The sequence below is a fragment of the Halomonas piscis genome, from assembly GCF_031886125.1.
In the GTDB taxonomy this organism is placed as follows: Bacteria; Pseudomonadota; Gammaproteobacteria; order Pseudomonadales; family Halomonadaceae; genus Vreelandella; species Vreelandella piscis.
The window spans coordinates 1,434,769-1,457,860 of sequence record NZ_CP119391.1 but is presented as its reverse complement, the minus strand read 5'-3'; the positions used below and the strand labels follow the sequence as shown (position 1 = coordinate 1,457,860).

At 65.6% G+C, this 23,092-nt stretch carries 20 protein-coding genes; 4 read left to right on the top strand and 16 right to left on the bottom strand.

From position 1 onward, the window contains the following. Positions 1 to 2: 2 nt before the first annotated feature. Entirely contained in the window at positions 3 to 656 is a 654-nt protein-coding gene (locus P1P91_RS06785) for a LysE family translocator (protein ID WP_311885438.1), read from the bottom strand. Positions 657 to 787: 131 nt separating this feature from the next. Here P1P91_RS06785 and P1P91_RS06780 point away from each other — a divergent pair, with 131 nt between their 5' ends. After that, a complete protein-coding gene (locus tag P1P91_RS06780) occupies positions 788 to 991 on the top strand; it encodes a cold-shock protein (RefSeq protein ID WP_311885436.1) in 204 nt (67 codons plus the stop codon). A gap of 135 nt (positions 992 to 1,126) precedes the next feature. On the opposite strand, the gene P1P91_RS06775 is transcribed toward P1P91_RS06780, so the two are convergent. Both P1P91_RS06775 and yegS read right to left on the bottom strand, forming a co-directional pair. Continuing rightward, on the bottom strand, positions 1,127 to 2,071 hold the full coding sequence (locus tag P1P91_RS06775) for a putative sodium/potassium/calcium exchanger (RefSeq protein ID WP_311885435.1): 945 nt from the start codon (positions 2,069 to 2,071) through the stop codon (positions 1,127 to 1,129). 39 nt (positions 2,072 to 2,110) lie between these two features. Beyond that, complete coding sequence (gene yegS / locus P1P91_RS06770) at positions 2,111 to 3,202, bottom strand: lipid kinase YegS (protein ID WP_311885433.1); 1,092 nt, start codon at positions 3,200 to 3,202, stop codon at positions 2,111 to 2,113. Positions 3,203 to 3,350: 148 nt separating this feature from the next. On the opposite strand from yegS, the gene P1P91_RS06765 reads away from it, so the two are divergent. Beyond that, entirely contained in the window at positions 3,351 to 4,301 is a 951-nt protein-coding gene (locus tag P1P91_RS06765; RefSeq protein WP_311885726.1) for an IS481 family transposase, read from the top strand. On the opposite strand, the gene pepN is transcribed toward P1P91_RS06765, so the two are convergent. Then, the gene (gene pepN / locus P1P91_RS06760; RefSeq protein WP_311885431.1) at positions 4,298 to 6,937 is read right to left on the bottom strand and encodes an aminopeptidase N; all 2,640 of its coding nucleotides are present in this window, start codon (positions 6,935 to 6,937) and stop codon (positions 4,298 to 4,300) included. The genes P1P91_RS06765 and pepN overlap by 4 nt on opposite strands. A gap of 436 nt (positions 6,938 to 7,373) precedes the next feature. Here pepN and cobO point away from each other — a divergent pair, with 436 nt between their 5' ends. After that, the gene (cobO, locus tag P1P91_RS06755; RefSeq protein ID WP_311885430.1) at positions 7,374 to 7,973 is read left to right on the top strand and encodes a cob(I)yrinic acid a,c-diamide adenosyltransferase; all 600 of its coding nucleotides are present in this window, start codon (positions 7,374 to 7,376) and stop codon (positions 7,971 to 7,973) included. Positions 7,974 to 7,988: 15 nt separating this feature from the next. On the opposite strand, the gene P1P91_RS06750 is transcribed toward cobO, so the two are convergent. The 11 genes from P1P91_RS06750 to P1P91_RS06700 form a co-directional block, all read right to left on the bottom strand. Beyond that, positions 7,989 to 9,284 carry an adenylosuccinate synthase gene (locus P1P91_RS06750; RefSeq protein ID WP_311885429.1) on the bottom strand — a complete coding sequence of 432 codons (1,296 nt, stop codon included), beginning with the start codon at positions 9,282 to 9,284 and terminating at the stop codon, positions 7,989 to 7,991. Then, the gene (locus P1P91_RS06745; protein ID WP_311885427.1) at positions 9,284 to 10,477 is read right to left on the bottom strand and encodes an ATP phosphoribosyltransferase regulatory subunit; all 1,194 of its coding nucleotides are present in this window, start codon (positions 10,475 to 10,477) and stop codon (positions 9,284 to 9,286) included. The genes P1P91_RS06750 and P1P91_RS06745 overlap by 1 nt, the downstream gene beginning before the upstream one ends. A gap of 161 nt (positions 10,478 to 10,638) precedes the next feature. Next, entirely contained in the window at positions 10,639 to 11,529 is an 891-nt protein-coding gene (gene hflC, locus P1P91_RS06740; RefSeq protein WP_311885426.1) for a protease modulator HflC, read from the bottom strand. After that, on the bottom strand, positions 11,530 to 12,786 hold the full coding sequence (hflK, locus tag P1P91_RS06735; RefSeq protein ID WP_311885424.1) for an FtsH protease activity modulator HflK: 1,257 nt from the start codon (positions 12,784 to 12,786) through the stop codon (positions 11,530 to 11,532). It lies immediately after the preceding gene. A 152-nt stretch (positions 12,787 to 12,938) separates the two neighbouring features. Continuing rightward, positions 12,939 to 14,249, bottom strand: coding sequence for a ribosome rescue GTPase HflX (gene hflX / locus P1P91_RS06730; protein WP_311885422.1), 1,311 nt, complete (start codon positions 14,247 to 14,249; stop codon positions 12,939 to 12,941). A gap of 31 nt (positions 14,250 to 14,280) precedes the next feature. Continuing rightward, the gene (gene hfq / locus P1P91_RS06725) at positions 14,281 to 14,523 is read right to left on the bottom strand and encodes an RNA chaperone Hfq (RefSeq protein WP_311885420.1); all 243 of its coding nucleotides are present in this window, start codon (positions 14,521 to 14,523) and stop codon (positions 14,281 to 14,283) included. Positions 14,524 to 14,675: 152 nt separating this feature from the next. After that, on the bottom strand, positions 14,676 to 15,629 hold the full coding sequence (gene miaA, locus P1P91_RS06720; RefSeq protein ID WP_311885419.1) for a tRNA (adenosine(37)-N6)-dimethylallyltransferase MiaA: 954 nt from the start codon (positions 15,627 to 15,629) through the stop codon (positions 14,676 to 14,678). 36 nt (positions 15,630 to 15,665) lie between these two features. Continuing rightward, positions 15,666 to 17,633, bottom strand: a complete 1,968-nt coding sequence (gene mutL, locus P1P91_RS06715; RefSeq protein ID WP_311885418.1) for a DNA mismatch repair endonuclease MutL — start codon at positions 17,631 to 17,633, stop codon at positions 15,666 to 15,668. Between the two features lie 17 nt (positions 17,634 to 17,650). Next, positions 17,651 to 19,111, bottom strand: coding sequence for an N-acetylmuramoyl-L-alanine amidase (locus P1P91_RS06710; protein ID WP_311885416.1), 1,461 nt, complete (start codon positions 19,109 to 19,111; stop codon positions 17,651 to 17,653). Continuing rightward, positions 19,111 to 19,608 carry a tRNA (adenosine(37)-N6)-threonylcarbamoyltransferase complex ATPase subunit type 1 TsaE gene (gene tsaE / locus P1P91_RS06705; protein ID WP_311885414.1) on the bottom strand — a complete coding sequence of 166 codons (498 nt, stop codon included), beginning with the start codon at positions 19,606 to 19,608 and terminating at the stop codon, positions 19,111 to 19,113. The genes P1P91_RS06710 and tsaE overlap by 1 nt, the downstream gene beginning before the upstream one ends. An 8-nt stretch (positions 19,609 to 19,616) precedes the next feature. Beyond that, positions 19,617 to 21,227, bottom strand: a complete 1,611-nt coding sequence (locus P1P91_RS06700; RefSeq protein ID WP_376717191.1) for an NAD(P)H-hydrate dehydratase — start codon at positions 21,225 to 21,227, stop codon at positions 19,617 to 19,619. Here P1P91_RS06700 and queG point away from each other — a divergent pair. Then, positions 21,226 to 22,380 (top strand): tRNA epoxyqueuosine(34) reductase QueG, encoded by a 1,155-nt coding sequence (gene queG, locus P1P91_RS06695; protein WP_311885412.1) that lies wholly within the window; start codon positions 21,226 to 21,228, stop codon positions 22,378 to 22,380. The two genes, P1P91_RS06700 and queG, sit on opposite strands and share 2 nt — an antisense overlap. Before the next feature lie 7 nt (positions 22,381 to 22,387). Here queG and orn read toward each other — a convergent pair whose 3' ends face one another. Continuing rightward, positions 22,388 to 22,978 carry an oligoribonuclease gene (gene orn / locus P1P91_RS06690; protein WP_311885411.1) on the bottom strand — a complete coding sequence of 197 codons (591 nt, stop codon included), beginning with the start codon at positions 22,976 to 22,978 and terminating at the stop codon, positions 22,388 to 22,390. Between the last annotated feature and the right edge of the window lie 114 nt (positions 22,979 to 23,092).

Below are 23,092 nucleotides of genomic sequence, written 5' to 3'. Positions count from 1 at the left end.
CATCAAGGGCGCTGCTCAAGCGCGAGCTTGATGCCAAAGCCAATCAGCACGCTGCCGGTCAAGCCGTTGAGCGCGCGCGCCACGCGCGCGCTTGCCAGAAAGCGAGCGGCACGCCCCACCATCAGCGCGACGGCAATCTGCCAGGCGTTGGCGATGGCAAAGTGCACGCCGGCAAGCCACAGCGACTTCACCAGCGCCGGGTCCTCGGGCGCGATGAACTGCGGCAGAAAGGCCATGTAAAATACCACGGTCTTGGGATTGAGCACGTTGGAGACGAGTCCCTCCCGCACCGCCTGAAGGCGCCCTGCCTTCCCCCGGCCGTCCGCCGCTCCCTCCACGGCCAGCCCCTGCCCCCGGCGCATGGCAAGCAGGCTCTGCACGCCAAGCCAGACCAGATACGCGGCCCCGGCCACTTTCAGCGCGCCGAACGCCGCCGCCGACTGCAGAAGGATCAGCGAAATCCCCAGCGCCGATACCGCGGCGTGAACAAAGAGTCCGCAGCCAATGGCCAGGCTGGTGGCAACGCCGTCGCCCACGCCGCCCCGGGCGGTATTGCGCATTACCAGCAGCGTATCCACGCCCGGCGTCAGGGAAAGCAGCGTAATGGCCACCACAAAAGCCCCGAAACGCCCGTCGATCAAACTCCATTCGGCCATGCTGCCCGACTCCGTCAAGCGGTAAAACGTTCGCCGCGACTTTACGCCCCGACATTTAGCCTCTACATTGAAATTGACGATCAGGCAAAGGTGCCCTTCGTCAGATAATCAAGCAAGCAAGGAAATCGATAATGGCAACTGGCACTGTAAAGTGGTTCAACGACACCAAGGGTTACGGCTTCATCTCTCCGGATGACGGCGGTGACGACCTGTTCGCCCACTTTTCCGAAATTCAGGCCGAAGGCTTCAAGTCCCTGCAGGACGGCCAGAAGGTCAGCTTTGAGGTCACCCAGGGCAAGAAAGGCCTGCAAGCCTCGAATATCCAGGCCCACTGATCTACCACCACTTGAGCCATAAGGATGAAAGCCTTCGGGCCAAGCCTTTACGCCAAGTTTTAAAGAAGTATATAGCGCCTGCGAGCGCCGGAAACATCGCAGAAGCCCGCCTGCCGGCGGGCTTTTTTACGCCTGTCAGCTGCCGGATTCAGCAGACGACGAGGCGTCGCTGCTCGGCTCATCGCTGTCCTGATCGCCACTGCTCTTCTCGCCACTGCTATCGGGCTCTTCGACCGTGGGCGTCGCCGGATCCGAGGCGGTCTCCACGTCCTGCTGCTCGAGCGCCTTGTACTGCTTTTGTAGCTGCTGCTGAGTTTCTTCAAAACGCCGCTCGGCGTCTTCTATCAGCTCGTCGACTTCCGACTTGCCAAGCTCGCCGTCGAGCTTGCCCGGCGGGGCGGAAGGCTCAATATCCAGCTTTTCGTCCGGCAGCGTGACGTCCCTTTCTTCCGGCATGCCGTTCTCCGCTGACGCGCCCTCCTCTCCGGGAAGCGACTGGGTTGTCGGCGCCTGCTTTTCCGCTTCTTCGAACTGCTCCTTGAGCTCCTGCTCGGCTTCTTCGAAGCGCCGGTCGATATCGCTGATCACGTCGTCCACGTCAGAGGCGGTGACCTCGCCGGGCATGGCGGCATCCTCGTCCTCGAGAACGTCTTCCGGGTCCGCGGAAAGCGTGTCGTCGTCGGCGCTGACCTCTTCGGGCATAGCGTCTTCAGTCGTCGTCTCTTCAGACGTCGTCTCTTCAGACATAGGCTCTTCAGACATAGCCTCTTCAGAAACAATACCTTCAGACGTAGCGCCTTCAGGCGTCATATCGTCGGACGCTGTCTCGTCGGCAGGCGCCTGGCCGTCCGGCTGTCCGGCGGGGGCTTGCGCGTCTGTTTCCGACTCGGCACTGTCCAGCTCGGGCGTCTTGTCTGACGACGCCGCCTCGTCGCTGTCTGCCGTCTCCGCCGGCGCCTCTTCGCTCTGCTCGGCGGGGGTATCGCTACTCGGTGCCGATTCTGGCGCGTCGTCATCGCTACAGGCGCCAAGCAGCAGCGCCGTGGCCACGAGCGTCGGTATCCAAAAGCGGTTTGACATGGCGGTATTCTCCTTACCGTCGCTGTAAATAAAACGGGGCTAGGCCGATGGCCGGGCGGTGTCAGAGCCTGCCGTCTGCGCGGCCTTGCCGGGCGCCGGCGTCTCGCCGCCGCCCTGGTGATCGCGACCGTCCTGGTCCTCAGCCGCGCTGTCTTCATCGTCGCCGGCAGAGGCCGCCGGAGGGGTGGCCACCAGCAGCTCGGAGTCCGCGGGCATGGCCAAACGCAGCGCCAGAGGGACGACCTCGACGGAAAAGGCGTCAAAGCGGTGCGCCTCGCCGTCCAGGGTCAACGGCCAGGGCGGATGGCTGGGGTCGGTGCTCACCGAAAGCCTGGACACCGGCAGGTAGCGCACAAAGCGCCCCCGGGCCGGAAACTCGCGCAGCTCGCGAATAAGCTGCGGCAGCTCGCTGAAGGAGGCAAAATCCTTGACCAGCAGCATGTCCAGATAGCCGTCGTTGATCCTGGCGCTGGGCGCCAGCACCTGACCGCCGCCGGACTGGCGGGCGTTGCCCAGCGCCACCAGCAAGAAGGCGGCCTTTTCCTCGCAGTGATCCCAGTTGAGCGTGCCTTCGTAGCTGCGGTGGCGCCAGGTCTTGAGCGCCCCCATCACCGAGTAGGCCGCCCCGCCCAAGAGCTTCTTCAGCAGCTTGGGCGTGGTCGAGGTCACCTCGGCGCCAAAGCCGCCGGTAGCCATGTTGAGGTAGTACTCGTCCACCCCCTTGCCACGCCCGGTGGCGGAAATCCGCACCACGTCCACCGGCTGGGGCTCCCAGCGGCAGATCTTTTGCAGCGCGGCGTAAGGCTCAAGGGGCAGCCCCAGCGAGCGGGCAAAGTCGTTGGCGCTTCCCAGCGGCACGATGCCCAGCGCCGGGCGCTTCTCCTTGGGCAGGCGCATCAGGCCGTTGACCACTTCGTTGACCGTGCCGTCGCCGCCTCCGGCAATGACGTGGGTGGCGCCATGATCCACGGCCGCTTCGGCAAACAGCGCCGCGTCCCCGGCCTCCCAGGTGGCATACACAATCAGCGCCATGCCCGCCCGCCGCTTCTTGGCCACTGCGGCCCGCAGCGCCGGATCGCCGGCAGACTTGCCGTTTACTACCATTACATAACGCCGATTGATGTCGCTCACCGTACCCTTCCACCTCGTATTGCCGTTGTGCCCTGTCGCCGGAAGCCGTCCGCCTTTCGCCTAGCTGTGATCTCTCGGTAGGTTGTTCATCCGGAGCCAACCCGGAAGACTGGAGATGCAAACCAACCAATCTCTCCAGGAGGCCCGGATGAACACCCATAAGAATGCCCGACTCACTCCGCACGGTCGATCCCTGCTGGTCGCTCGCGTCATCGATGAAGGGTTGCGGCCCAGAGAGGTCGCGCAAGCCCAAGGCGTCAGTGTGAGAACGGTCTACAAATGGGTGCGTCGTTTCCGTGAGGAGGGACTCGAGGGTCTCCAGGACCGTCGGTCACGCCCTGCCCGAAGTCCCTTGGCGACCGACGCAACGACGGTGGAGCAGATCGTCGAGCGTCGTCAGCGACGCCAGACCTATTGCCAGATTGCCCAGGCGCTGGGGGTTGGCCAGAGCACGGTAGCGCGCATTCTCAAGCGCAAGGGGCTGAATCGCTTGGCGGCTCTGACACCGCCAAGGCCCAGCAATCGCTATGAGCACGACGCACCCGGGGATCTCCTGCATCTGGATATCAAGAAGCTCGGCTGCTTCGCGCGCCCGGGGCATCGGGTCACCGGCGATCGCCAACAGACCACGCGTGGCGCAGGGTGGGAGTATGTCCACATCGCCATCGACGATCACTCACGGGTGGCCTTCGGCACCCGCTACCCTGATGAAACCGGCTGGAGCGCCTGTTATGCGCTATTGGAGGCCATACGATATTATCGAGACTTGGGGACTCGCTTCACGCGGGTGCTCACCGACAATGGCGCCTGCTACCGGTCCCGGGCGTTTCACCGCCTGTGCCGGCGGGTGGGGCTGAAGCACAAGCGCACTCGCCCCTATACGCCCCGCACCAATGGCAAGGCAGAACGGTTCATTCAAACCGCTCTGCGCGAGTGGGCCTATGCCCAGTCTTATGAGAGCTCGGAGGAGCGAGGCAAACACCTTTCCGCCTGGCTTCACCAGTACAACTGGCACCGGCCACATGCCAGCCTGAACTATCACCCTCCGGTTAGCCGGTTGGGGCTTTCCGTGAACAACCTGGTGAGTTTACACACCTAGCGCCTTTCGCCTAGCGCCTTGTCCACCAGCTCATAGACGTTGGCCGACAGCGATCGTTCATTGATGCGCTCAAGCTCGGCCTGCATCAGCGCCTGACGGGTATCGTCAAAGCGGCGCCAGCGCGTCAGCGGCGTCAGCAGGCCAGCCGCCATTTCCGGGTTCAGCCCGTCCAGCTCGATCACCGTATCGGCCAGCAGAGCGTAGCCGGCGCCGTCCAGCCGATGAAAGTTGATGCGGTTCTGCGCAAAGGTTCCCAGCAATGCCCGCACCTTGTTGGGATTGGTCAGCGAAAAAGCCGGATGCTCCATCAGGTACTTGACGCGGTCGAGCACGTCGCCCTGGGGCCGAGATACCTGAATGCTGAACCACTGATCCATCACCAGGGGGTCGTGGGCCCACTTTTCGCCAAAGGCCCTGAGCGCCGGAGCGGAGAGATCATCGCGGCTGGAATGCACCAGCAGCGTCAATGCCTGGCGCACGTCGGTCATGTTGTGACCGGCGTCAAACTGCGCCCGGCAGTGCTCGATGCCCGCCTCGTCCTCGATGGCCATCAGGTACTCAAGCGCCACGTTTTTCAGGCTGCGCCGGCCGATCTGCGCGGGGGTGGGCGCGTAGGGCTCAGCGGACTGGCTGGCCTGGTAAAGCGCCATGAACTCGTCGCGCAGCGCAAAGCCCAGCGACTGGCGCACGAACTCCCGGGCGGCGTGGATGGCGTCCACGTCTACCAGCGGCTGGTGCTCGGCAATGCAGGCCTCGGACGGCAGCCGCAGCATTTCGGCCAGTACCGCCCTGTCTTCTTCCGGCGCGTTGAGCAGCGTCCGGTAGGCCTCGATCACCCGAGTGTCCATGACCTTTTCCACGCCGTTGCGGTGGGCTGCGATCAGATCGTCCAAAGCCAGCATGGCCAGGCGCTGGCTGGCCTCCCAGCGGTTGAAACCGTCGCTGTCCTGGGTAAGCAGAAACGCCAGATCCTCTCGGGAATAGGGGAAGTGCAGCTTCACCGGCGCCGAGAAATGGCGCAAAAGCGACGGCGTGGGCGCCTCGGCCACGTCGGTGAAGACGAACGTCTGCTCGGCCTCGCGCAGGTCAAGGACGGTATCCTTGCCGCACGCTTCGCCGCCCAGGGTCAGGGACAGGTCGTGCCCCGACCGGGTCCCGATGAGCCCCATGCGCACGGGAATGTGCAGCGGCTCGGGAGCCTGCTGCCCCGCCGTAACCGGGGTGCGCTGGCGCAGGGTCAGGCGGTACTCGGCGTTGACATAGTCGTACTCGCCGTGGGCGTCGATCTCCGGGGTGCCGGCCTGGTGATACCAGCGCATGAACTGGGACAAATCCTCGTCCGAGGCTTCCGCCATGCAGCCGACAAAGTCCTCGATGGTCACGGCCTGGCCGTCAAAGCGCGCGAAGTACAGATCGCTGCCCCGGCGAAAGGCCTCCCAGCCCACCAGGTTTTTCAGCATGCGCACCACTTCGGCCCCTTTTTCGTAAACCGTCAGGGTATAGAAGTTGGTAATCTCGATGTAGTGGTCCGGGCGCACCGGATGCGCCGTGGGGCCGGCGTCTTCGGCAAACTGGGCGGTGCGGAAAAAGGCCACGTCCTGAATACGCTTGAGCGCCGCCGAGTTGGTGTCGGCGGTGAAGCTCTGGTCGCGAAAGACGGTGAAGCCTTCCTTCAGCGACAGCTGAAACCAGTCTCGGCAGGTCACGCGGTTGCCCGACCAGTTGTGGAAGTACTCGTGGGCAACGATCCCCTCGACCTGCTGAAAAGCCGCGTCGGTGGCGGTGTCCGGATGGGTCAGCACCGCCGCCGAGTTAAAGATGTTGAGCCCCTTGTTTTCCATGGCGCCCATGTTGAAGTCGTTGACCGCGACGATCATGAAGCGATCGAGGTCGTACTCGCGACCGTAGGTTTCTTCGTCCCAGCGCATGGCGCGCTTGAGCGAGGCCAGGGCGTGGTCGGTCTTGCCCAGGTTTTCTGCCTCGACCCAGATTTGCAGCGTGACGTCGCGTCCGCTCGCGGTGGTGAAGCTGTCCTCCACGCACTCAAGGTCGCCGGCCACCAGGGCAAACAGGTAGGAGGGCTTGGGGTGGGGATCTTCCCAGGTCACGAAATGGCGCCCGCCTTCAAGCTCGCCGCGCTCCACCGGGTTGCCGTTGGCCAGCAGCACCGGCTCGCGCTCGGCGTCGCCGATCACGGTGACGCGAAATACCGCCATGACGTCCGGACGGTCCGGGTAAAAGGTAATCCGGCGAAAGCCTTCGGCCTCGCACTGGGTGCAGTACATGCCGTTCGACTGGTAGAGCCCTTCCAGCGCGGTGTTGTCCTCGGGCGCTAGGCGCACCCGGGTTTCCAGAGTAAACGCCGCGGGCACCCGAGCAATGGTCAGCCCCCTGTCGTCGTGCCGGTAGGCGTTGTCGGCCAGCGTTTCGCCGTCCACGGCGACGGACTCGAGCGCGAGCTGTTCGCCGTGAAAATAAAGCGGCGCATCGGCGGCGGCATCGGGATGACGCTCAACCGTCAGGCGCGCCTCGACGCGGGTATTGGCGGGATCAAGGTCAAACGTCAGCTCGGCATGGGTCACGCGGTAGGCGGGCGGCTGGTAGTCGCTCAAATAAACCGGCTGCGGTTCTGACATAACGTATGACTCCTTGTTGATACCGGCTTTGGTGGGCCGACGGCAATACAGTAAAAGAAAAAAGCAGCAGACCAGAAGCGCCGCCCGCAGCGGCGCGAATCAGACAGCCGCAAAACTGGCGGCACGCAATGTCGGTCTGCAACGGCAGAGCGGGACCTCCCCGCCGCGCAGCCCTTTTCCTCTCGGATGAAGCGGACAGCCTGCCTCGCCCTCCAGCTCGACGCCGCTGCTTTCCCGAGGATGAATGAAGGCAGGGTGACTTCCCGACAGCAGCGCCTCCCGAAACAGATGATCCGCTATTCTAGAGCAGCCGCCCCGCCGGCCGCCAATTTCATTAGCTGTCTAATAAAGGCCGTCACAATAGCCACCGAAGCCTTGCCCGGCACGCAGGCATGGCCTAGGCTACGACGCCAATCCAACCACCTCGGGAGACACCATGAGCGATCGCGAGACGCGGCACAAAGCGTCGATGCAAAAGCTGAAGGAACGCGTGGACGAGAAAGTCGCCAGCGCCACCGAGCAGCGCGGCCTGATCATCGTCAACACCGGCAACGGCAAGGGCAAGACCACCGCCGCCTGGGGCACCGTGACCCGAGCGCTGGGCTACGGCTACAAAGTGGGCGTGGTGCAGTTCATCAAGGGACTCTGGGAGTGCGGCGAGCGCAATCGCCTGGAAGACGACCCCAACCTCGACGTTGCCATCATGGCCACCGGCTTTACCTGGGAAACCCAGAACCGCGAAGCCGACACCCAAGCCTGCCGCGAAGTCTGGGCCGAGGCTGCGCGCATGCTCGCCGACCCGGACGTTTATCTGGTGGTACTTGACGAAATCACCTACATGCTCAAGTTCGGCTACCTCGACATCGATACCGTCAAGCAGGCGCTGGAAAACCGCCCGCCGGAGCAGACGGTAATCATCACCGGACGCAATGCCCACCGCGACCTAGTCGCCATGGCGGATACCGTCACCGAAATGCAGGAAGTCCGCCACGCCTTTGCCAGCGGCATCCAGGCCCGCCGCGGCATCGATTTCTAACCTGCCCGCGCAATATCAGCCAGCGAACGGATTGCGCAGCACAACGGTTTCCACGCGGTCCGGGCCGGTGGAAATCATGTCGATGCTGGTGCCGATCTGCTCTTCCAGAAAGCTGATGTAGGCCCGGGCGTTGGCCGGCAAGCCGTCGACGCTTTTGATTCCCAGAGTGGATTCCTCCCAGCCCGGCAAATCTTGATACAAAGGCTCGATGGCTTCGTAGCCTTCGCTGTCCACCGGGTTGTCCAGCACCTCGCCGTCCTTGCTGCGATAGCCCACGCACACGCGGATGGTTTCCAGGCCGTCGAGCACGTCGAGCTTGGTCAGGCAGAGCCCGGTAATCGAGTTGATCTGCACCGAATGGCGCAAAGCCACGGCGTCAAACCAGCCGCAGCGCCGCGCGCGCCCGGTGGTGGCACCGAATTCGTGGCCCTTTTCCGCCAGATGGCGGCCGTGATCGTCAAACAGCTCGGTGGGAAAGGGCCCGGAGCCTACGCGGGTGGTGTAGGCCTTGGTGATACCCAGGACGTAGTCCAGATACAAGGGTCCCACGCCCGACCCGGTAGCGGTACCGCCGGCGGTGGTATTGGAGCTGGTGACGTAGGGGTAGGTGCCGTGGTCGATATCAAGCAGCGAGCCCTGAGCGCCCTCAAAGAGGATGTTTTCGCCGTGCTGGCGCAGGGAGTGCACCAGGCTTACGGTGTCGCTGACCATGGGCCGCAGCTCGTCGGCCATGGCCATGGCGCTGTCGAGCACCGCCTGGAAATCCACCGCCGGCTCGCCGTGGTAGCGGGTCAGCACGAAGTTGTGATAGTCGAGCACCTCGCCCAGCTTGGCGGCGAAGCGTTCGCGGTGCAGCATGTCCCCGAGACGCAGCCCGCGGCGCGCTACCTTGTCTTCGTAGGCCGGGCCGATGCCGCGGCCGGTGGTGCCGATCTTGGCCACGCCGCGGGCTTTTTCCCGAGCCTGGTCCAGGCGCACGTGGTACGGCAGGATCAGCGGGCAGGCCGGCGACAGCCGCAGCCGCTCGCGCACCGGCACGTCCTTGCTTTCCAGCTCGTGAATCTCGTCGAGCAGCGCCTCCGGGGAAAGCACCACGCCGTTGCCGATCACGCAGATCTTGTCGTCGCGCAGAACGCCCGACGGAATCAGATGCAGCACGGTTTTTTCGCCGTCGATCACCAGCGTGTGGCCGGCGTTATGGCCGCCCTGAAAGCGCACCACCGCCGACGCCGACTCGGTGAGCAGATCAACAATCTTGCCCTTGCCTTCGTCACCCCACTGGGTGCCCAGTACTACGACATTCTTACCCATTATACACTCGTCTCTTGTGTCAGGGCCGTTGGCTGCCAACGGCCGTCGATTAGCTCCAGCCGACGGTCGCAGCCGTGCGCCAACGGCTCGTCGCGCTGCCCCGGCAGCGCCTGAATGACGCGCTCGCCGCGGCGGCGAAGCTCCGCCACGGCGTCGCCCAGCGCCTCCTCATCAATGGCCGGCGCCAGAATGGCCCCCCGCGCCGGCGCCGCCTCTTTCAGCGACGCCAGCTGTTTCAAATCCATGGAAAAGCCGGTCGCCGGACGGGCACGGCCGAAGACCCGCCCGGTATCGTCATAGCGGCCGCCCTTGGCCAGGGCATGGCCGTAGCCCGGCACGTAGGCGGCAAACATCATGCCGGTGTGGTACTGATAGCCGCGCAGTTCGGACAGATCAAAATACAGCGAGACGTCAAAGCGCGCGCGTACCCGACGCTGCAGCGCCTCGAGCTCGTCGAGAGCAGCGGTCACCGTGGCCGGCGCGCCGGCGAAGACGTCCCGGGCCCGGTCGAGCACGTCCACGCCGCCGTGCAGCTCGCCCAGCGCCGCCAGCATGTCGGCCAGCGCCGGGTCGCTCACGGTACGCTCGACTTCGCGCGCGATGGCGCCGGGGGATTTCAGCGCCAGCGCAGCAAACAGCGCCCGCTCCTGCTCGTCGTTGAGCGCCGCGGCCTCAATCAGGCTGCGATAGATGCCGATATGGCCAAGCGCCAGGTGCAGCTCGCCGGCGCCGGCCGCGGTCAGGCTCTCCAGCGCCAGCTGGATGATTTCGCTGTCGGCCTCGAGCCCGCTATGGCCAAACAGCTCAACGCCGACCTGCACCGGGCTGCGCCCGCCCTGATAGGGATCAGCCGTGGCGCGCATGACGCTGGTGCAGTAGCAAAGCCGCACCGGCCCTTCCCGGCGCAGCGAGTGGGCGTCCATGCGCGCCACCTGGGGGGTGACGTCGGCGGTCGCGCCCATCATGCGCCCGGTCAGCTGGTCGGTGAGCTTGAAGGTTTGCAAGTCAAGATCGGTGCCGGTGCCGGTCAAAAGCGAATCGAGAAACTCCGCCGGCGGCGGCATTACCTGGTCGTATCCCCAGCGGTAATAGAGGTCCAGCAGTCCGCGGCGGAGCTCCTCCATGCGGCTTGCCTGCGGCGGCAGCACCTCATCCATGCCGTCGGGCAACAGCCAGCGGTCAGCGATGGTCATGTCAACAATCCTGCGAGACGACGGTGAAAGCCTCCGGGAATTCGTCGGCAGCGCGACAAATCCGCTAGCGTGAGGCCACAAAAAAACCGGGCAACGCCCGGTTAACGAATCCTATCATGTTTGGCCGCCGGAGAAACCCCGTTACCCCGGCGGCCCGGGACTTACTCCGCGTCTTCCGACGCCGGCATGGCGTTGTTCAGGTAGCGGAAAAACTCGCTGTCCGGTTCCAGCACCAGGAGGTTGTCGCTGTCGGAAAAGCTCTTGCGGTAGGCGTTCAGGCTACGCCAGAACGAGAAGAACTCGGCGTCCTGCTCGTAGGCGTTGGCGTAAATCTGCGCCGCCTCGGCATCACCCTCACCGCGCAGCGTCTCGGAACGCTCTCGGGCCTGAGCCAGCAGCACCTGACGCCGGCGGTCGGCGTTGGCCTGGATCCGCTCGGCTTCTTCCTTGCCCTGGGCACGCCACTCGCGGGCCTCGCGCTCACGGTCGGAGCGCATCCGCTCGAACACCGCCGCGGAAACGTCTTCGGGCAGGTCGATACGCTTGATGCGGATATCGCGGATGGCCACCCCGAGCTCGTCACGCATCAGGTTGTCCAGGTCCTTGCGGGGGCCGGTCATGAGCTCGTCACGGTTTTCGGCGATGATCTGCTGCAGCTCCAGCCGGCCAAAGGCGTTACGCAGGCTCTCGTCCACCCGCGGCTGGATCAGCCGCACGGCCATGGTCTCATCCCCGGCCGTGGCCTCGTAGTAAAGCGTCGGGTCGATGACTTCCCACTGAACATAGGAATCGACGATGACGGCTTTTTGCTCCTCGGTCAGATAGCGGCTGGTGTCGGTATCCAGGGTCAGCAGCCGGGTGTCGAACTTGCGCACCGTGTGGGTAATGGGGATCTTGAAATGCAGCCCCGGCTTGATGTTCTCTTCCACCACTTCGCCAAACCGAAGCTTCACCGCGCGTTCGGTTTCATCCACGACAAACAGGCTGCTGCTGGCAAGCCAAGCGGCAACCGCCAGGCCACCGACGATCAGCAGGGAACGATTATTGATCATTTACCGGCCCTCCCTGCGGGTGGACGTTCTGTTGTTGGAACGGCTGGCGCTGCTGCCGGAGCGGCTTGAGGACGATGAGGACGAGGACGCTGCCGCCTGCGGGGATATATTCTCCAGCACGCGGGGGTCGAGCTGCTCGCCGTCGTTGGTCATGGTGCCGCCCTTGCCGCCGAGCTTGTCCAGCGGCAGATACATCAGCGGCGCGTTGTCACCGGTATCCAGCAGCACCTTGGGCGTAGAACCGAAGACGTCTTCGATCGCCTCGATATAGAGACGCTCGCGCATGGTCGCCGGCGAGTTCTGATACTCGGAAAGCAGCGACAAAAAGCGGTTGGCCTGGCCCTGGGCCTCGGCCACGACGGACTCGCGGTAACCCTGGCCCTGCTCGACAATCCGCTGCGCCTGCCCCTGTGCCTGGGGAATAATGGCGTTGGCGTAGGCCACGGCCTGGTTTATCGTCCGCTGGCGATCCTCCCGAGCGCGAATGACGTCGTCGAAGGCGTCGATCACCGGCTCCGGCGCCGAAGTGGACTCGATGTTGATGGTCTGCAGCTGGATACCCACGTCGTAGTTGTCCAGGTAGCTCTGCAGGCGGCTGGCCACCGAGCTGCCGAGGATTTCACGCCCGGACGTCAGGATATCGATCATGTTGGTGCCGCCGACTACGTGGCGCAGGGACGAATCCAGCGCGTTTTCAATGGTCAGATTGGGATTGCGCACGTTGAGCATGAAATTGGCCGGATCCGATACCCGGTACTGGGCCGATATCTCGACCTTCACGATGTTTTCGTCCTGGGTCAGCATCGACTGGGTCTGGGTCAGCGAGCGTACCCGGGTCACGTTGACCATGCGCACGTCGTCAATCAGCGGCGGATTCCACTGCAGGCCGGGGGTGACGATTTCCTGGAACTCGCCAAAGCGCAGCACCACGCCGCGCTCTGACTGGTCGACCAGATAAAAACCCGAGGCCGCCCAGATAGCCAGCGCCACGACGAGCAGTAGCCCGGGCAGGGTAAAGGCGCTGCGCGACTTGCCGCCGCCGTTGCCGCCGCTACCGCCGCCGCGCCTGCCGCCTTTCCTTTTGCCCAGCATGTCGTTGATCTTCTGCTGAAACTTCTTCAGCGCTTCGTCAAGATCCGGCGGTCCACCGCCGTTTCCGCCGCCTCCGCGGTTGCCGCCGCTGCCGCCGCCCTTGCGTCGGCCGCCCCCGCTCCAGGGGTCGTGCTGGTTGCCACCACCAGGCTCATTCCAGGCCATACGTTACTCTCCATCAAGGTATTCACCGGCACGTCGCGTCGGGGCGCCTAGGCGCGACGCCGTGCCCTGTCATCCTGCTATCGTGAACGTATCGTTCTCAAAGGTGTTGTATCGCATCGTCAGCGCGCACCGGGCAGCGCCCGGGTCGGACGCTACCAGCCGGCCGGCTCCTTGAGGGCCTCGGGCAAATAGGTATCGGCACGTTCGCCAAGTCTTGCCATCAGCTGGTTAAAGTCGCGTCGCTGCAGACGCACGTCAAGTACCGGGCGCCCGTTGTCGTCAAAATACTCGGACTGAACGGCGTTAAGTTCGTGCAGGCCGGCGCGCAGCTTGCCCTGCTCCGGGGCCAGCGTCAGCGAAAAGTCGATGACATCATAGGCCAGGCGCTCGCTCAACGCCTGATACAGCAAATCGATCCCGCGACCGTCCCTGGCCGACAGCCAAACGGTATCGGGCACGCCGTCACCGTCGCGCTCGATGCGCGGGGCGCCGTCCAGCTGGTCGATCTTGTTCATGACCTTGAGCATGGGCACGCCATCCGCGCCGATTTCCTCGAGCACCTCGTCGACCTGTTCGACGTTGAGCTCGCGGTCGGGGTCGGCAGCGTCAATCACGTGAACCAGAAGCGAGGCATCCACCGCTTCCTGCAGCGTGGCCTGAAACGCCTCGACCAGCTTGTGCGGCAGGTGGCGAATAAAGCCCACGGTATCGGCCATGATCACCGGCCCCACGTCGTCGATTTCCAGGCGCCGCAGGGTCGGGTCCAGGGTAGCGAACAGCTGGTCGGCCTGATAGACCCGGGCGTCGGTGAGCGCGTTGAACAGCGTCGACTTGCCGGCGTTGGTATAGCCGACCAGCGAAATGCTGCTGATTTCGGCCCGCGCCCGCGCGCGACGATTTTGCTCGCGCTGCTTGCGCACCTTGTTGAGCTGCTTGTGGATCGCCTTGATCCGGCCGCGCAGCAGACGGCGGTCGGTTTCCAGCTGGGTTTCCCCGGGGCCGCGCCCGCCGATGCCGCCGGCCTGGCGCTCGAGGTGTGTCCAGCCGCGCACCAGGCGCGTGGAAGCGTGCTCGAGCTGGGCCAGTTCGACCTGCAGCTTGCCTTCGTGGGTTCGCGCCCGCTGGGCAAAGATATCCAGTATCAGGCTGGTGCGATCCAGCACCCGGCAGTTGAGCTCGCGCTCCAGGTTACGTTCCTGGGACGGGCTCAGCCCGTGGTTGAAAAGCACCAGCTCGGCCTTGTGCGCGGCCAGCATGGCACGCAGCTCTTCAAGCTTGCCCGAGCCGATGAAAGTGCGGGTATCCGGGCGGTTGCGGCTGGCAGTCAGCAGGGTGGCCGCCGTCGCGCCGGCGGATCGCACCAGCTCGAGAAATTCGCCCGGGTCCTCCCGGGCGTGCTCGTCGGGAAAGTCGACGTGCACGAGTACAGCCGTTTCACCGGCATCGGGACGCTCAAAAAACAATCAGTACCTCATGGCTTGGGTTGACACGGCATCAGGCTTCGACATCGCCGGCGTCGGATGCCGGCAGGCGCACGTTGCGCGACGGCACCACGGTGGAAATCGCGTGCTTGTAGACCATCTGGCTGACGGTATTGCGCAGCAGAATGACAAACTGGTCGAAGGACTCGATCTGACCCTGGAGCTTGATGCCGTTGACCAGAAAAATGGACACCGGAATGCGCTCCTTGCGCAGGATATTCAGGTACGGGTCTTGAAGGGACTGCCCTTTGGACATGGTACTCTCCCAAACTGTCGTTGGAGTTGGTTATTAAAAGTGCGCCAGAAGCGCCCTGCAGCAGGGTTACCCCAAAGGCCGGCGCGCGGCCGCTCGCAAACGCTCGCGTTAAAGCGCCCATCTTACGCTAAGCGGCACGCTCACGCACGACCTTAAAGGCGCTCATTTCCGCCGGCGCCATGGCGAGCCAGCGCCATGACGCGCTCGAGCGCCCCGGCAGCCGTGGCATCCACCCAGTGCAAACCCTGCCAGCGGCGCAGCCAGGTCAGCTGGCGCTTGGCCAGCTGACGCGTGGCAATGACGCCGCGCTCGACCATCGCCTGACGATCGTATTCGCCGTCCAGATAAGCCCACACCTGGCGGTAGCCTACGCTTTTCATCGACGGCAGGTCAGCGTGCAAATCACTACGCTTTCTGAGGGCGATGACCTCATCTATCAACCCCTCGTCGAGCATCGCGGCGAAACGGGCGGCAATTCGCCGGTGCAGCACGGCGCGCTCGGCAGGTGCCAGGGCTATGGACAGTACTCGCCAGGGGAAGGTTTCCGGGCGCTGCTCGGCCCACAGTTCGGTGAGCGTACGACCGCTCGCCTCGAAAACTTCCAGGGCGCGCAGAATGCGCTGGGGGTCGTTGGGATGCAGGCGCGCGGCGGCGCTCGGATCCACCTTTTCCAGACGACGATGCAGAGCTGCCAGGCCGTCCCGAGCCCGTTCGGCCTCCAGTCGCGCGCGAATGGCCGGATGCGCCGGCGGCAGGTTGCCGACGCCCTCGAGCAGCTGCTTGTAGTAAAGCATGGTGCCGCCGGTGAGCAATGGAATCTGGCCCCGAGCGGTAATGTCGCGCATTTCGCGCAGCGCATCCTGACGAAAGTCCGCCGCGGAATACGGATCCGCCGGATCGCGGATATCGATCAGCCGATGCGGCGCTCGGGCAAGCTCCCGGGCATCGGGCTTGGCGCTGCCGATATCCAGCCCGCGGTAGACCATGGCGGAGTCGACGCTGATGATTTCGCAGCCCAGCCGCTCGTGCAGGGCAATCGCCGCGTCAGTCTTGCCCGAGGCGGTGGGCCCCATCAGAAAAATGGCCGGCGGGCGTGAGTCGGTCATGGGCTTGAATGGCTCCTTTTCTACAGCCGCTGACGGCTACTGGCCGCGCAAAAACAGCCGGTCCAGCGCCTGCATGTTCATCTGCGTCCAGGTTGGGCGACCGTGGTTGCACTGGTCGCTGCGCTCGGTACGCTCCATGTCGCGCAGCAGGGCGTTCATTTCGTCAAGGGTCAGACGGCGGTTGGCGCGCACGCTGCCGTGGCAGGCCATGGTGGACAAAAGCTCGTGTATCCGCGCTTCGACCTGGCGAGTGCGGCCGTAGCGTTCGAGCTCCTCGAGCATGGCGCGCACCAGCGCCTCCGGATCGGCGCCGGCCAGAAGCGCCGGCAGCTGGCGCACCAGCAGGGTTTCCGGGCCGGCCGCGTCAAGCTCGATACCCAGCCGGCGGATGGCGTCCGCTTCGCTTTCGGCGATGGCGACTTCCTGACGGCTCGCGGCGAGGGACACCGGCACCAAAAGCGGCTGGGCATCCACCCCCGCGGCCTCCAGCTGGCGCTTCATGCGCTCGTAGACGATGCGCTCGTGGGCGGCGTGCATGTCGACGATCACCAATCCCTTGGCGTTCTGGGCGAGAATAAACACGCCGTGCAGCTGCCCCAGGGCAAAGCCCAGCGGCGGCGCGGCGGTGGGGTCCTCGGCGGGCATGCCGGCCTCTGCCGTCGCCGGCGCGTCGCCTCCCGGGGCCTGAGTGACGTCAAGGGCGCTTTCCTCGGGGGAGCGCGGCGTCAGCAGCGTCTCTTCGTGGTCCGGATGCAGCGCTTGGTAGCCCTGCATAAAACGTCGCACCCTGGCGGCCCCGGGATGGCCGACGGCAGACGAACCCGCTGCCCCGGCATGGTGGCCAGGCGCAGGCGACAGCGCCATGCCCTGCTGCTCGAAACGGCCGTCGTCTGCGCCGACACCGCCCTGCGCTGCCGGTACGCTCTCCGAGGAACCCACCGCTGCTTCGGCGGACGGCTCGGCCACGGCGTCGGGGCGGGTATCGGCCAGGCAGTGGTGCAGGCTGGAAAACAAAAAGTCATGCACCTTGCGGCCGTCGCGAAAGCGCACCTCGTGCTTGGTGGGATGGACGTTGACATCCACCACGTCCGGGTCCACGTCCAGATAGAGCACAAAGACCGGGTGGCGGCCGCCGTAAAGCACGTCGCGGTAGGCCTGGCGCACGGCGTGCGCCACCAGACGATCGCGGACCACCCGGCCGTTGACGAAGAAGTACTGCTGGTCGGCCTGGGCCCGGGAGTGCGTGGGCAGCCCCACCCAGCCGGACAGGCGCAGATCGCCCACCTGGCGCTCGATATGGCGCGCGTGCTCGATAAAGGTCTTGCCCAGCAGCGAAGCGATGCGCCGCTCCCGAGCGGCAGCAGAATCCCCCGGCGGCAGCTGGTGGACGGTCTTGCGGTTGTGGCGCAGCGTCCAGGCGACGTCGTAGCGCGACAGCGCCTGGCGGCGAAACGCCTCTTCCAGATGGGCAAACTCGGTTTTTTCGGTGCGCAGAAACTTGCGCCGGGCCGGGGTGTTGAAGAACAGGTCGCGCACCTCGACGCTGGTGCCACGGGGGTGCGGCGCCGGCGTCACCCGAGCTTCCATGCTGCGACCCTCGGCCACCACGCGAAACCCGTCGCGGGGGTCGTCCAGGGCGTTGGACGTCAGGGAAAGTCGGGAGACCGCGCTGATCGAGGCCAGCGCCTCGCCGCGAAACCCCAGCGAGCTGACCCCCTCGAGGTCGTCCAGGGTTTCGATCTTGCTGGTGGCGTGACGGGACAGCGCCCGCGCCATGTCGCCTTCGGCGATGCCGGTGCCGTCGTCGCGCACCTTGATCAGCCGCGCGCCGCCCTGCTCCACCTCGACCTCGATGCGCCGCGCGGCGGCGTCGATGGCGTTCTCCATCAGCTCCTTGGCCACCGCTGCCGGGCGCTCGACCACTTCGCCGGCGGAAATCTGGTTGGCCAGGCGCGGATCGAGCACGTGGATGCTGGGCGCCACGGCCGCACTATCGTCCACCATATACCTCCAACACCTTGTCAGGATTCGGGAATATGCAGCACCTGGCCAACGCGAATCACGTCGCCGTTGAGCTCGTTGGCCTGGCGCAGACGGCCCACCGGCACGTTGTGGCGCGCGGCAATGGCCGACAGCGTGTCGCCCCGCCGAATGCGGTACTCGTCGCTGCCGGGGCGGCGGTCATGATCGCGCTGCCAGGCCAGCAGGCTGGCCGGCGGCGGATGGCGCTCGAAGTGTTTGCGAATACCGCCGAATATCGCCTTGGCCAGGCTTTCCTGGTGCGACGGCGTTGCCAGGCGCTGCTCTTCGGTGGGGTTGGATATAAACCCGGTTTCCACCAGCAGCGAGGGAATGTCCGGCGACTTCAGCACCACAAAGCCGGCCTGCTCGACCCGGGACTTGTGCAGGTGGTTGATCCGCCCCAGCTGGTCCAGCACCTGGCCGCCGATGGTCAGCGAGTCGTTGAGCGTGGCGGTCATGGTCAGGTCGAGCAGCACCCCGCGCAGCACCTGGTCCTTGTCGCGCAGCGAGAGATTGCCGTCCACGCCGCCGATCAGATCGGCGCGGTTTTCGCTGTCGGCCAGCCACTGGGCGGTTTCCGACGTGGCTCCGCGCTGAGACAGCGCGAACACCGAGCTGCCCTGGGGGCGCGGGCTGGTAAAGGCGTCGGCGTGGATCGAGACGAAGAAGTCCACCTTCTGCTCGCGCGCCAGGCGCGTACGCTGACGCAGGCCGAGATAGTAGTCGCCGTCGCGGATCTGCACCGCCTTGAACCCTTCGGCGGCGTTGATCCGCGCCGCCAGCCGCTGGCTGATCTCGAGCACCACGTCCTTCTCTCGGGTGCCGCCGGGGCCCACCGCCCCGGTATCCTCGCCGCCGTGGCCGGCATCCACGGCAATGATGATATCGCGCCGGGGATGCGGTTCGGCCTTTTCGACCACCGAGGTCTCCTCGGGCTCCCGGCCCAGCGCTTTCGCTTTGGTGCTGGCGCGCTCGGCGGCGATTTCCTGCTCGCGAATCATCGACTCGATGGGGTCGATGGGGTTTTCCACCGCGCTTTCGCCGGGGTATTCCAGGTCCACCACCAGCCGGTGGCCGTACTCTTCGTTGGGCTCCAGAGGGAAATGGCGCGGCTCGATCTCGCGGCTGAGCTCGAGCACCACGCGCAGGTCGTCGCCCTCGCGCACGCCGGTGCGCACCGCCGAAATGGCGCTGCCCTCCAGGGACAGGTCGTCCACCTCAGCCTGCAGGTCGCTGTCCGCCAGGTCGATCACCAGCCTTGACGGCGAATCCAGCGCAAACACCTCGGCCTCTGCCGGTTCGGACAGGTCAAACACCAGCCGGGCATGGTCCGGCGCCGCCCACAGGCGCACGCTGTCCACCGTTGCCGCCGTCGCGGCGGTAGCGCTCGCCACTCCGACGAGCCCCAGCGCTATCACCGCGGCTCCGCGCAAAGCGCGAATAACGTTCCGCGCCGCCATCACACGTCGCCCTCAAGGCCGGCAGCGTCTTCACGCGAGCCGCAAACGGCTGCCAGCTCCTCCAGCAGCGCCTCGCCCCGAGAGGTGGCGCTTGCCAGCCGCGCGCGGCGCCCGGCTCCGGCAGCGTCCAGGGTCAGATCCACATCCGCCGGGGGCAGCCAGCCCGCGCCGCGGCTGGGCCACTCGACCACGCACAGGGCGTCGTCGGCCAGCACGTCGCGTCCGCCGATGAACTCGAGCTCCTCGGGGTCGCCCAGGCGATAAAGATCCAGATGGTAGACGCGCCTGCCGTCAAGCTCGTAGGGCTCGACCAGGGTATAGGTAGGGCTTTTCACCGCGCCTTTGTAGCCGTAGGCGCGCAGCACCCCGCGGGTGAGCGTGGTCTTCCCGGCGCCCAGCTCGCCGTGTAGATAAAGACGCCCGCGGCCTTGAAACAGTCGTCCCAGGATTTCGCCGAACGCGACTTGGGTGTGCTCGTCGGGGAGTTGCACCTGCATGAGGGCTATTACCTTGATTGCAAATTGTCAGACCCGGGGTTGATCAGCCGGCGCGCACAGGATGCCAGATCGCTCGCCAGCAAACCACGTTCTCCGTGGCGGCGGGCGGCCATGTCCGCCGCCAGGGCGTGAACCAGCACGCCGAGCCGAATGCTGTCATCGTCCATGCCGCGCTGGCCGCAAAGCGCCCCGAGCATCCCCGCCAGGGCATCGCCCATGCCGCCGCTGGCCATGCCCGGATTGCCGTAGGGGCAGACGCCCAGCCCGCCGGGGCCCGCTGTCAGGGTGCCGGCGCCCTTGAGAACGCTATAGCCGCCGTAACGGCGGCCAAGCGCCTCGGCCGTCGCCGGCCGGTCCGCTTCGACCTCGGCGGCGTTCATGCCCAGCAGACGTCCCGCCTCGCCGGGGTGCGGCGTCAGCACCCAGTTTTCGCGCCGCTCGCCGGCAAAGCGCTCGGCCAGCAGGTTCAGCGCGTCGGCGTCCACCACCAGCGGCCTGTCGCTCTCAAGCGCCGCGGCAAGCATGGCCTGGCCAAAGGCGCCCTGACCGATACCGGGGCCTACCACCAGCACATCGCTCTGTTCCACCAGCCCGGCCAGGTCCGCCCCGCCGCGCACGCCGTGGGCCATGACTTCCGGGCAGCGGATCAGGCTCGCCGCCACGTGCTCCGGCGCGGTGGCAAGGCTCACCTTGCCTGCGCCCAGCCGGGCCGCGGCCTGAGAGGCAATCAGGGCCGCGCCGCCCATGCCCGGCGCGCCGCCCAGCACCAGCACGTGCCCCATATCGCCCTTGTGCGCGGTGCGCCGGCGCGGAGTAAAAGCCTCCGTCAGCTGACGTTCGTCGAGCAAGACGCCGCGCGGCACGATATCGCTCTGCGCCCGGGCGTTTACGCCCAGCGGGCAAAATGCTACCTCGCCGACGTGATCCGGCGCCTGGCCGGTATAAAGCCCGATCTTGTCGGCGATGAACGTCACCGTGGCGTCGGCGCGTACCGCGCCGCCCAGAAGCGCGCCGCTATCCGCGGCAAGCCCGGAGGGCACATCCACCGCCAGTACCGGCTTGCCCGCCTGGTTGACCGCCTCAATCGCTCGGCGATAGGCGCCTCTCACTTCGCCGCCCAGCCCGGTGCCCAGCATGGCGTCCACCACCACCTCGCCGCACAGCGAAGAGCCTTCCTGCCACTCCTCGACCGGCACACCCGCGGCCCTTGCCATGGCTGCCGCCCGGGCGGCGTCGCCGGCAAGCGCTTCCACCGGCTTCAGCGCCAGGCACTGCACGGCAAGGCCGGCCTGAGCCGCCAGAGCGGCGATGACATAGCCGTCGCCGCCGTTATTGCCGCCGCCGCACAGCAAGCTCAGCGCGCGCGCTTCGGGCCAGCGGGTACGAAGGTGCTGCCAGGCGCCGGCAGCGGCGCGCTGCATCAGGGCAAAACCGTCGGTACCGGCGGCGATGGTACGCCGATCGATGTCTCCCGCCTGGTCGGCGGTGTAGAGCGGGCGCGGGGGCTGCGAGATGAAAGAGCTCACGATAACTCCTTTTGCCGATGGATAAGCGGCGCGTTTCGGCCGGCGCGGCTTATACGTTAGCATAGCGCTACAGTCTGACCGTTGACCCGCCATGGCCGCTTCCGTTCCCCCTGCCCACGCCTCCGATCGTGATCCCGACTCGCCGCTTTCCTCGGCCGAGCTGGCGACTCTTGCCGACGATATCAAGGCCTGGGGCGACGAGCTCGGCTTTCAGCAGGTGGGCATTACCGATACCGACCTCTCGCAAGGCCCCGGCGGCGACCACGAGGCCCATCTGAACGCCTGGCTCGACAAGGGCTACCACGGCGAAATGGGCTTCATGGCCAAGCACGGCACCAGGCGAACCCGCCCCGCCGAGCTTGAGCCCGGCACGCAGCGGGTCATCAGCGTGCGCATGGACTACCTGCCCGAAGACATGGAAAGTCTCGAGGTGCTCAATCGGCCACAAAGCGCCTATATTTCGCGCTACGCCCTGGGCCGCGACTACCACAAGCTGATGCGCAAGCGCCTGGCGGCGCTGGCCCGGCGCATCGAGGCGCGGGTAGGCAAGATCGGCTACCGCGCCTTTGTCGATTCCGCCCCGGTGATGGAGCGCGCCCTGGCGCAGAAGGCCGGGCTTGGCTGGTTCGGCAAGAATTCCATGCTGCTCAACCCCCGGGCCGGCTCGCTGTTTTTCCTCGGCGAGCTCTACACCGACCTGCCGCTCCCCGTGGACGCGCCTTTCGCGCGCGACCACTGCGGCAGCTGCAACAGCTGTCAGACCGTCTGCCCCACCGGCGCCATCGTCGACGACGGCGTGGTCGATGCGCGCAAGTGCATTTCGTATCTCACCATCGAGCTTCCCGGCACCATCCCCGAAGAGCACCGCCGGGCCATGGGCAACCGCATCTACGGCTGCGACGACTGCCAGCTTTACTGCCCCTTCACCCGCTTTGCCCACCCCACCCGGGAAAACGATTTTTACCCGCGAAACGACTTCGATCGTGCAGAGCTTGTGACGCTTTTCGGCTGGGGCGAAGAGGAGTTTCTCGCCAGGACCGCCGGCAGCGCGATACGGCGTATCGGCTACGAATGCTGGCTGCGCAACATCGCCGTGGCGCTGGGCAACGCCCCCTTCAGCCCGGCGGTGGAGGCCGCCCTGATGGCAAGGCGCGCCTACCCAAGCGCGCTGGTGCGCGAACACGTCGCCTGGGCGCTTGGCGAGCAGCGCGCAAAGCGCCGCCGGCGCATCGCCACCGCCGGCTGAGCCCGAGCTATTCTTCTTCGCCGTAGAGGTCTTCGGCGCAGGTGCCCGTTAGCAAAAACGTGCGGCGGTAATGCGAAAGCTCCTCGATGGACTCCTTGATGTCGTCCATGGCCAGGTGCGCCCCGCGCTTGCCAAAGCCTTTGAGCGCATCCGGGTTCCAGCGCCTGGCCAGCTCCTTCACCGTGGAGACGTCCAGGTTGCGGTAGTGGAAAAAAGCCCAGAGCTCGGGCATTTCCCGCTCCAGAAAGCGCCGGTCCTGATGGATACTGTTGCCGCACATGGGCGAGGTGCCCGGCTCGACGTAGCGGCGCAGAAACGCCAGCGTCTGCGCTTCCGCCGCGGCGGTATCCGTGGTGCTTTCCTGCACTCGCTTGACCAGGCCGGACTCGCCGTGGGTCTTGCGGTTCCAGTCGTCCATCTGTTCGAGCAAGCTGTCAGGCTGCTTGACCGCGATCACCGGCCCTTCGGCCACGGTGTTCAGGTCGCTGTCGGTGACCAGGGTGGCCACCTCGATAATGCGCTCCTTGTTCGGGTCCAGCCCGGTCATTTCCAGATCGATCCAGATCAGCCGATCGCTGCGTGGCGTTGTCTCACTCATATGGCTCTCCCTTATGGCTTTGGCGCGCGGCGAAGGGCCACTCAGCCGCCGGCAAAGCCGTTACAATGCGAAAAAGCGCTAGTGTACCCTTCAACTGTACCGATCAACAGGTGG

What these genes read in the sequence shown, in the direction of transcription:
- P1P91_RS06785 (WP_311885438.1), bottom strand. Translation starts at nt 656, where the DNA reads ATGGCCGAATGGAGTTTGATCGACGGGCGTTTCGGGGCTTTTGTGGTG.
- P1P91_RS06780 (WP_311885436.1), top strand. Translation starts at nt 788, where the DNA reads ATGGCAACTGGCACTGTAAAGTGGTTCAACGACACCAAGGGTTACGGC.
- P1P91_RS06775 (WP_311885435.1), bottom strand. Translation starts at nt 2,071, where the DNA reads ATGTCAAACCGCTTTTGGATACCGACGCTCGTGGCCACGGCGCTGCTG.
- P1P91_RS06765 (WP_311885726.1), top strand. Translation starts at nt 3,351, where the DNA reads ATGAACACCCATAAGAATGCCCGACTCACTCCGCACGGTCGATCCCTG.
- pepN (WP_311885431.1), bottom strand. Translation starts at nt 6,937, where the DNA reads ATGTCAGAACCGCAGCCGGTTTATTTGAGCGACTACCAGCCGCCCGCC.
- cobO (WP_311885430.1), top strand. Translation starts at nt 7,374, where the DNA reads ATGAGCGATCGCGAGACGCGGCACAAAGCGTCGATGCAAAAGCTGAAG.
- P1P91_RS06750 (WP_311885429.1), bottom strand. Translation starts at nt 9,284, where the DNA reads ATGGGTAAGAATGTCGTAGTACTGGGCACCCAGTGGGGTGACGAAGGC.
- P1P91_RS06745 (WP_311885427.1), bottom strand. Translation starts at nt 10,477, where the DNA reads ATGACCATCGCTGACCGCTGGCTGTTGCCCGACGGCATGGATGAGGTG.
- hflC (WP_311885426.1), bottom strand. Translation starts at nt 11,529, where the DNA reads ATGATCAATAATCGTTCCCTGCTGATCGTCGGTGGCCTGGCGGTTGCC.
- hflK (WP_311885424.1), bottom strand. Translation starts at nt 12,786, where the DNA reads ATGGCCTGGAATGAGCCTGGTGGTGGCAACCAGCACGACCCCTGGAGC.
- hfq (WP_311885420.1), bottom strand. Translation starts at nt 14,523, where the DNA reads ATGTCCAAAGGGCAGTCCCTTCAAGACCCGTACCTGAATATCCTGCGC.
- miaA (WP_311885419.1), bottom strand. Translation starts at nt 15,629, where the DNA reads ATGACCGACTCACGCCCGCCGGCCATTTTTCTGATGGGGCCCACCGCC.
- mutL (WP_311885418.1), bottom strand. Translation starts at nt 17,633, where the DNA reads ATGGTGGACGATAGTGCGGCCGTGGCGCCCAGCATCCACGTGCTCGAT.
- P1P91_RS06710 (WP_311885416.1), bottom strand. Translation starts at nt 19,111, where the DNA reads ATGGCGGCGCGGAACGTTATTCGCGCTTTGCGCGGAGCCGCGGTGATA.
- tsaE (WP_311885414.1), bottom strand. Translation starts at nt 19,608, where the DNA reads ATGCAGGTGCAACTCCCCGACGAGCACACCCAAGTCGCGTTCGGCGAA.
- queG (WP_311885412.1), top strand. Translation starts at nt 21,226, where the DNA reads ATGGCCGCTTCCGTTCCCCCTGCCCACGCCTCCGATCGTGATCCCGAC.
- P1P91_RS06700 (WP_376717191.1), bottom strand. Translation starts at nt 21,227, where the DNA reads ATGGCGGGTCAACGGTCAGACTGTAGCGCTATGCTAACGTATAAGCCG.
- orn (WP_311885411.1), bottom strand. Translation starts at nt 22,978, where the DNA reads ATGAGTGAGACAACGCCACGCAGCGATCGGCTGATCTGGATCGATCTG.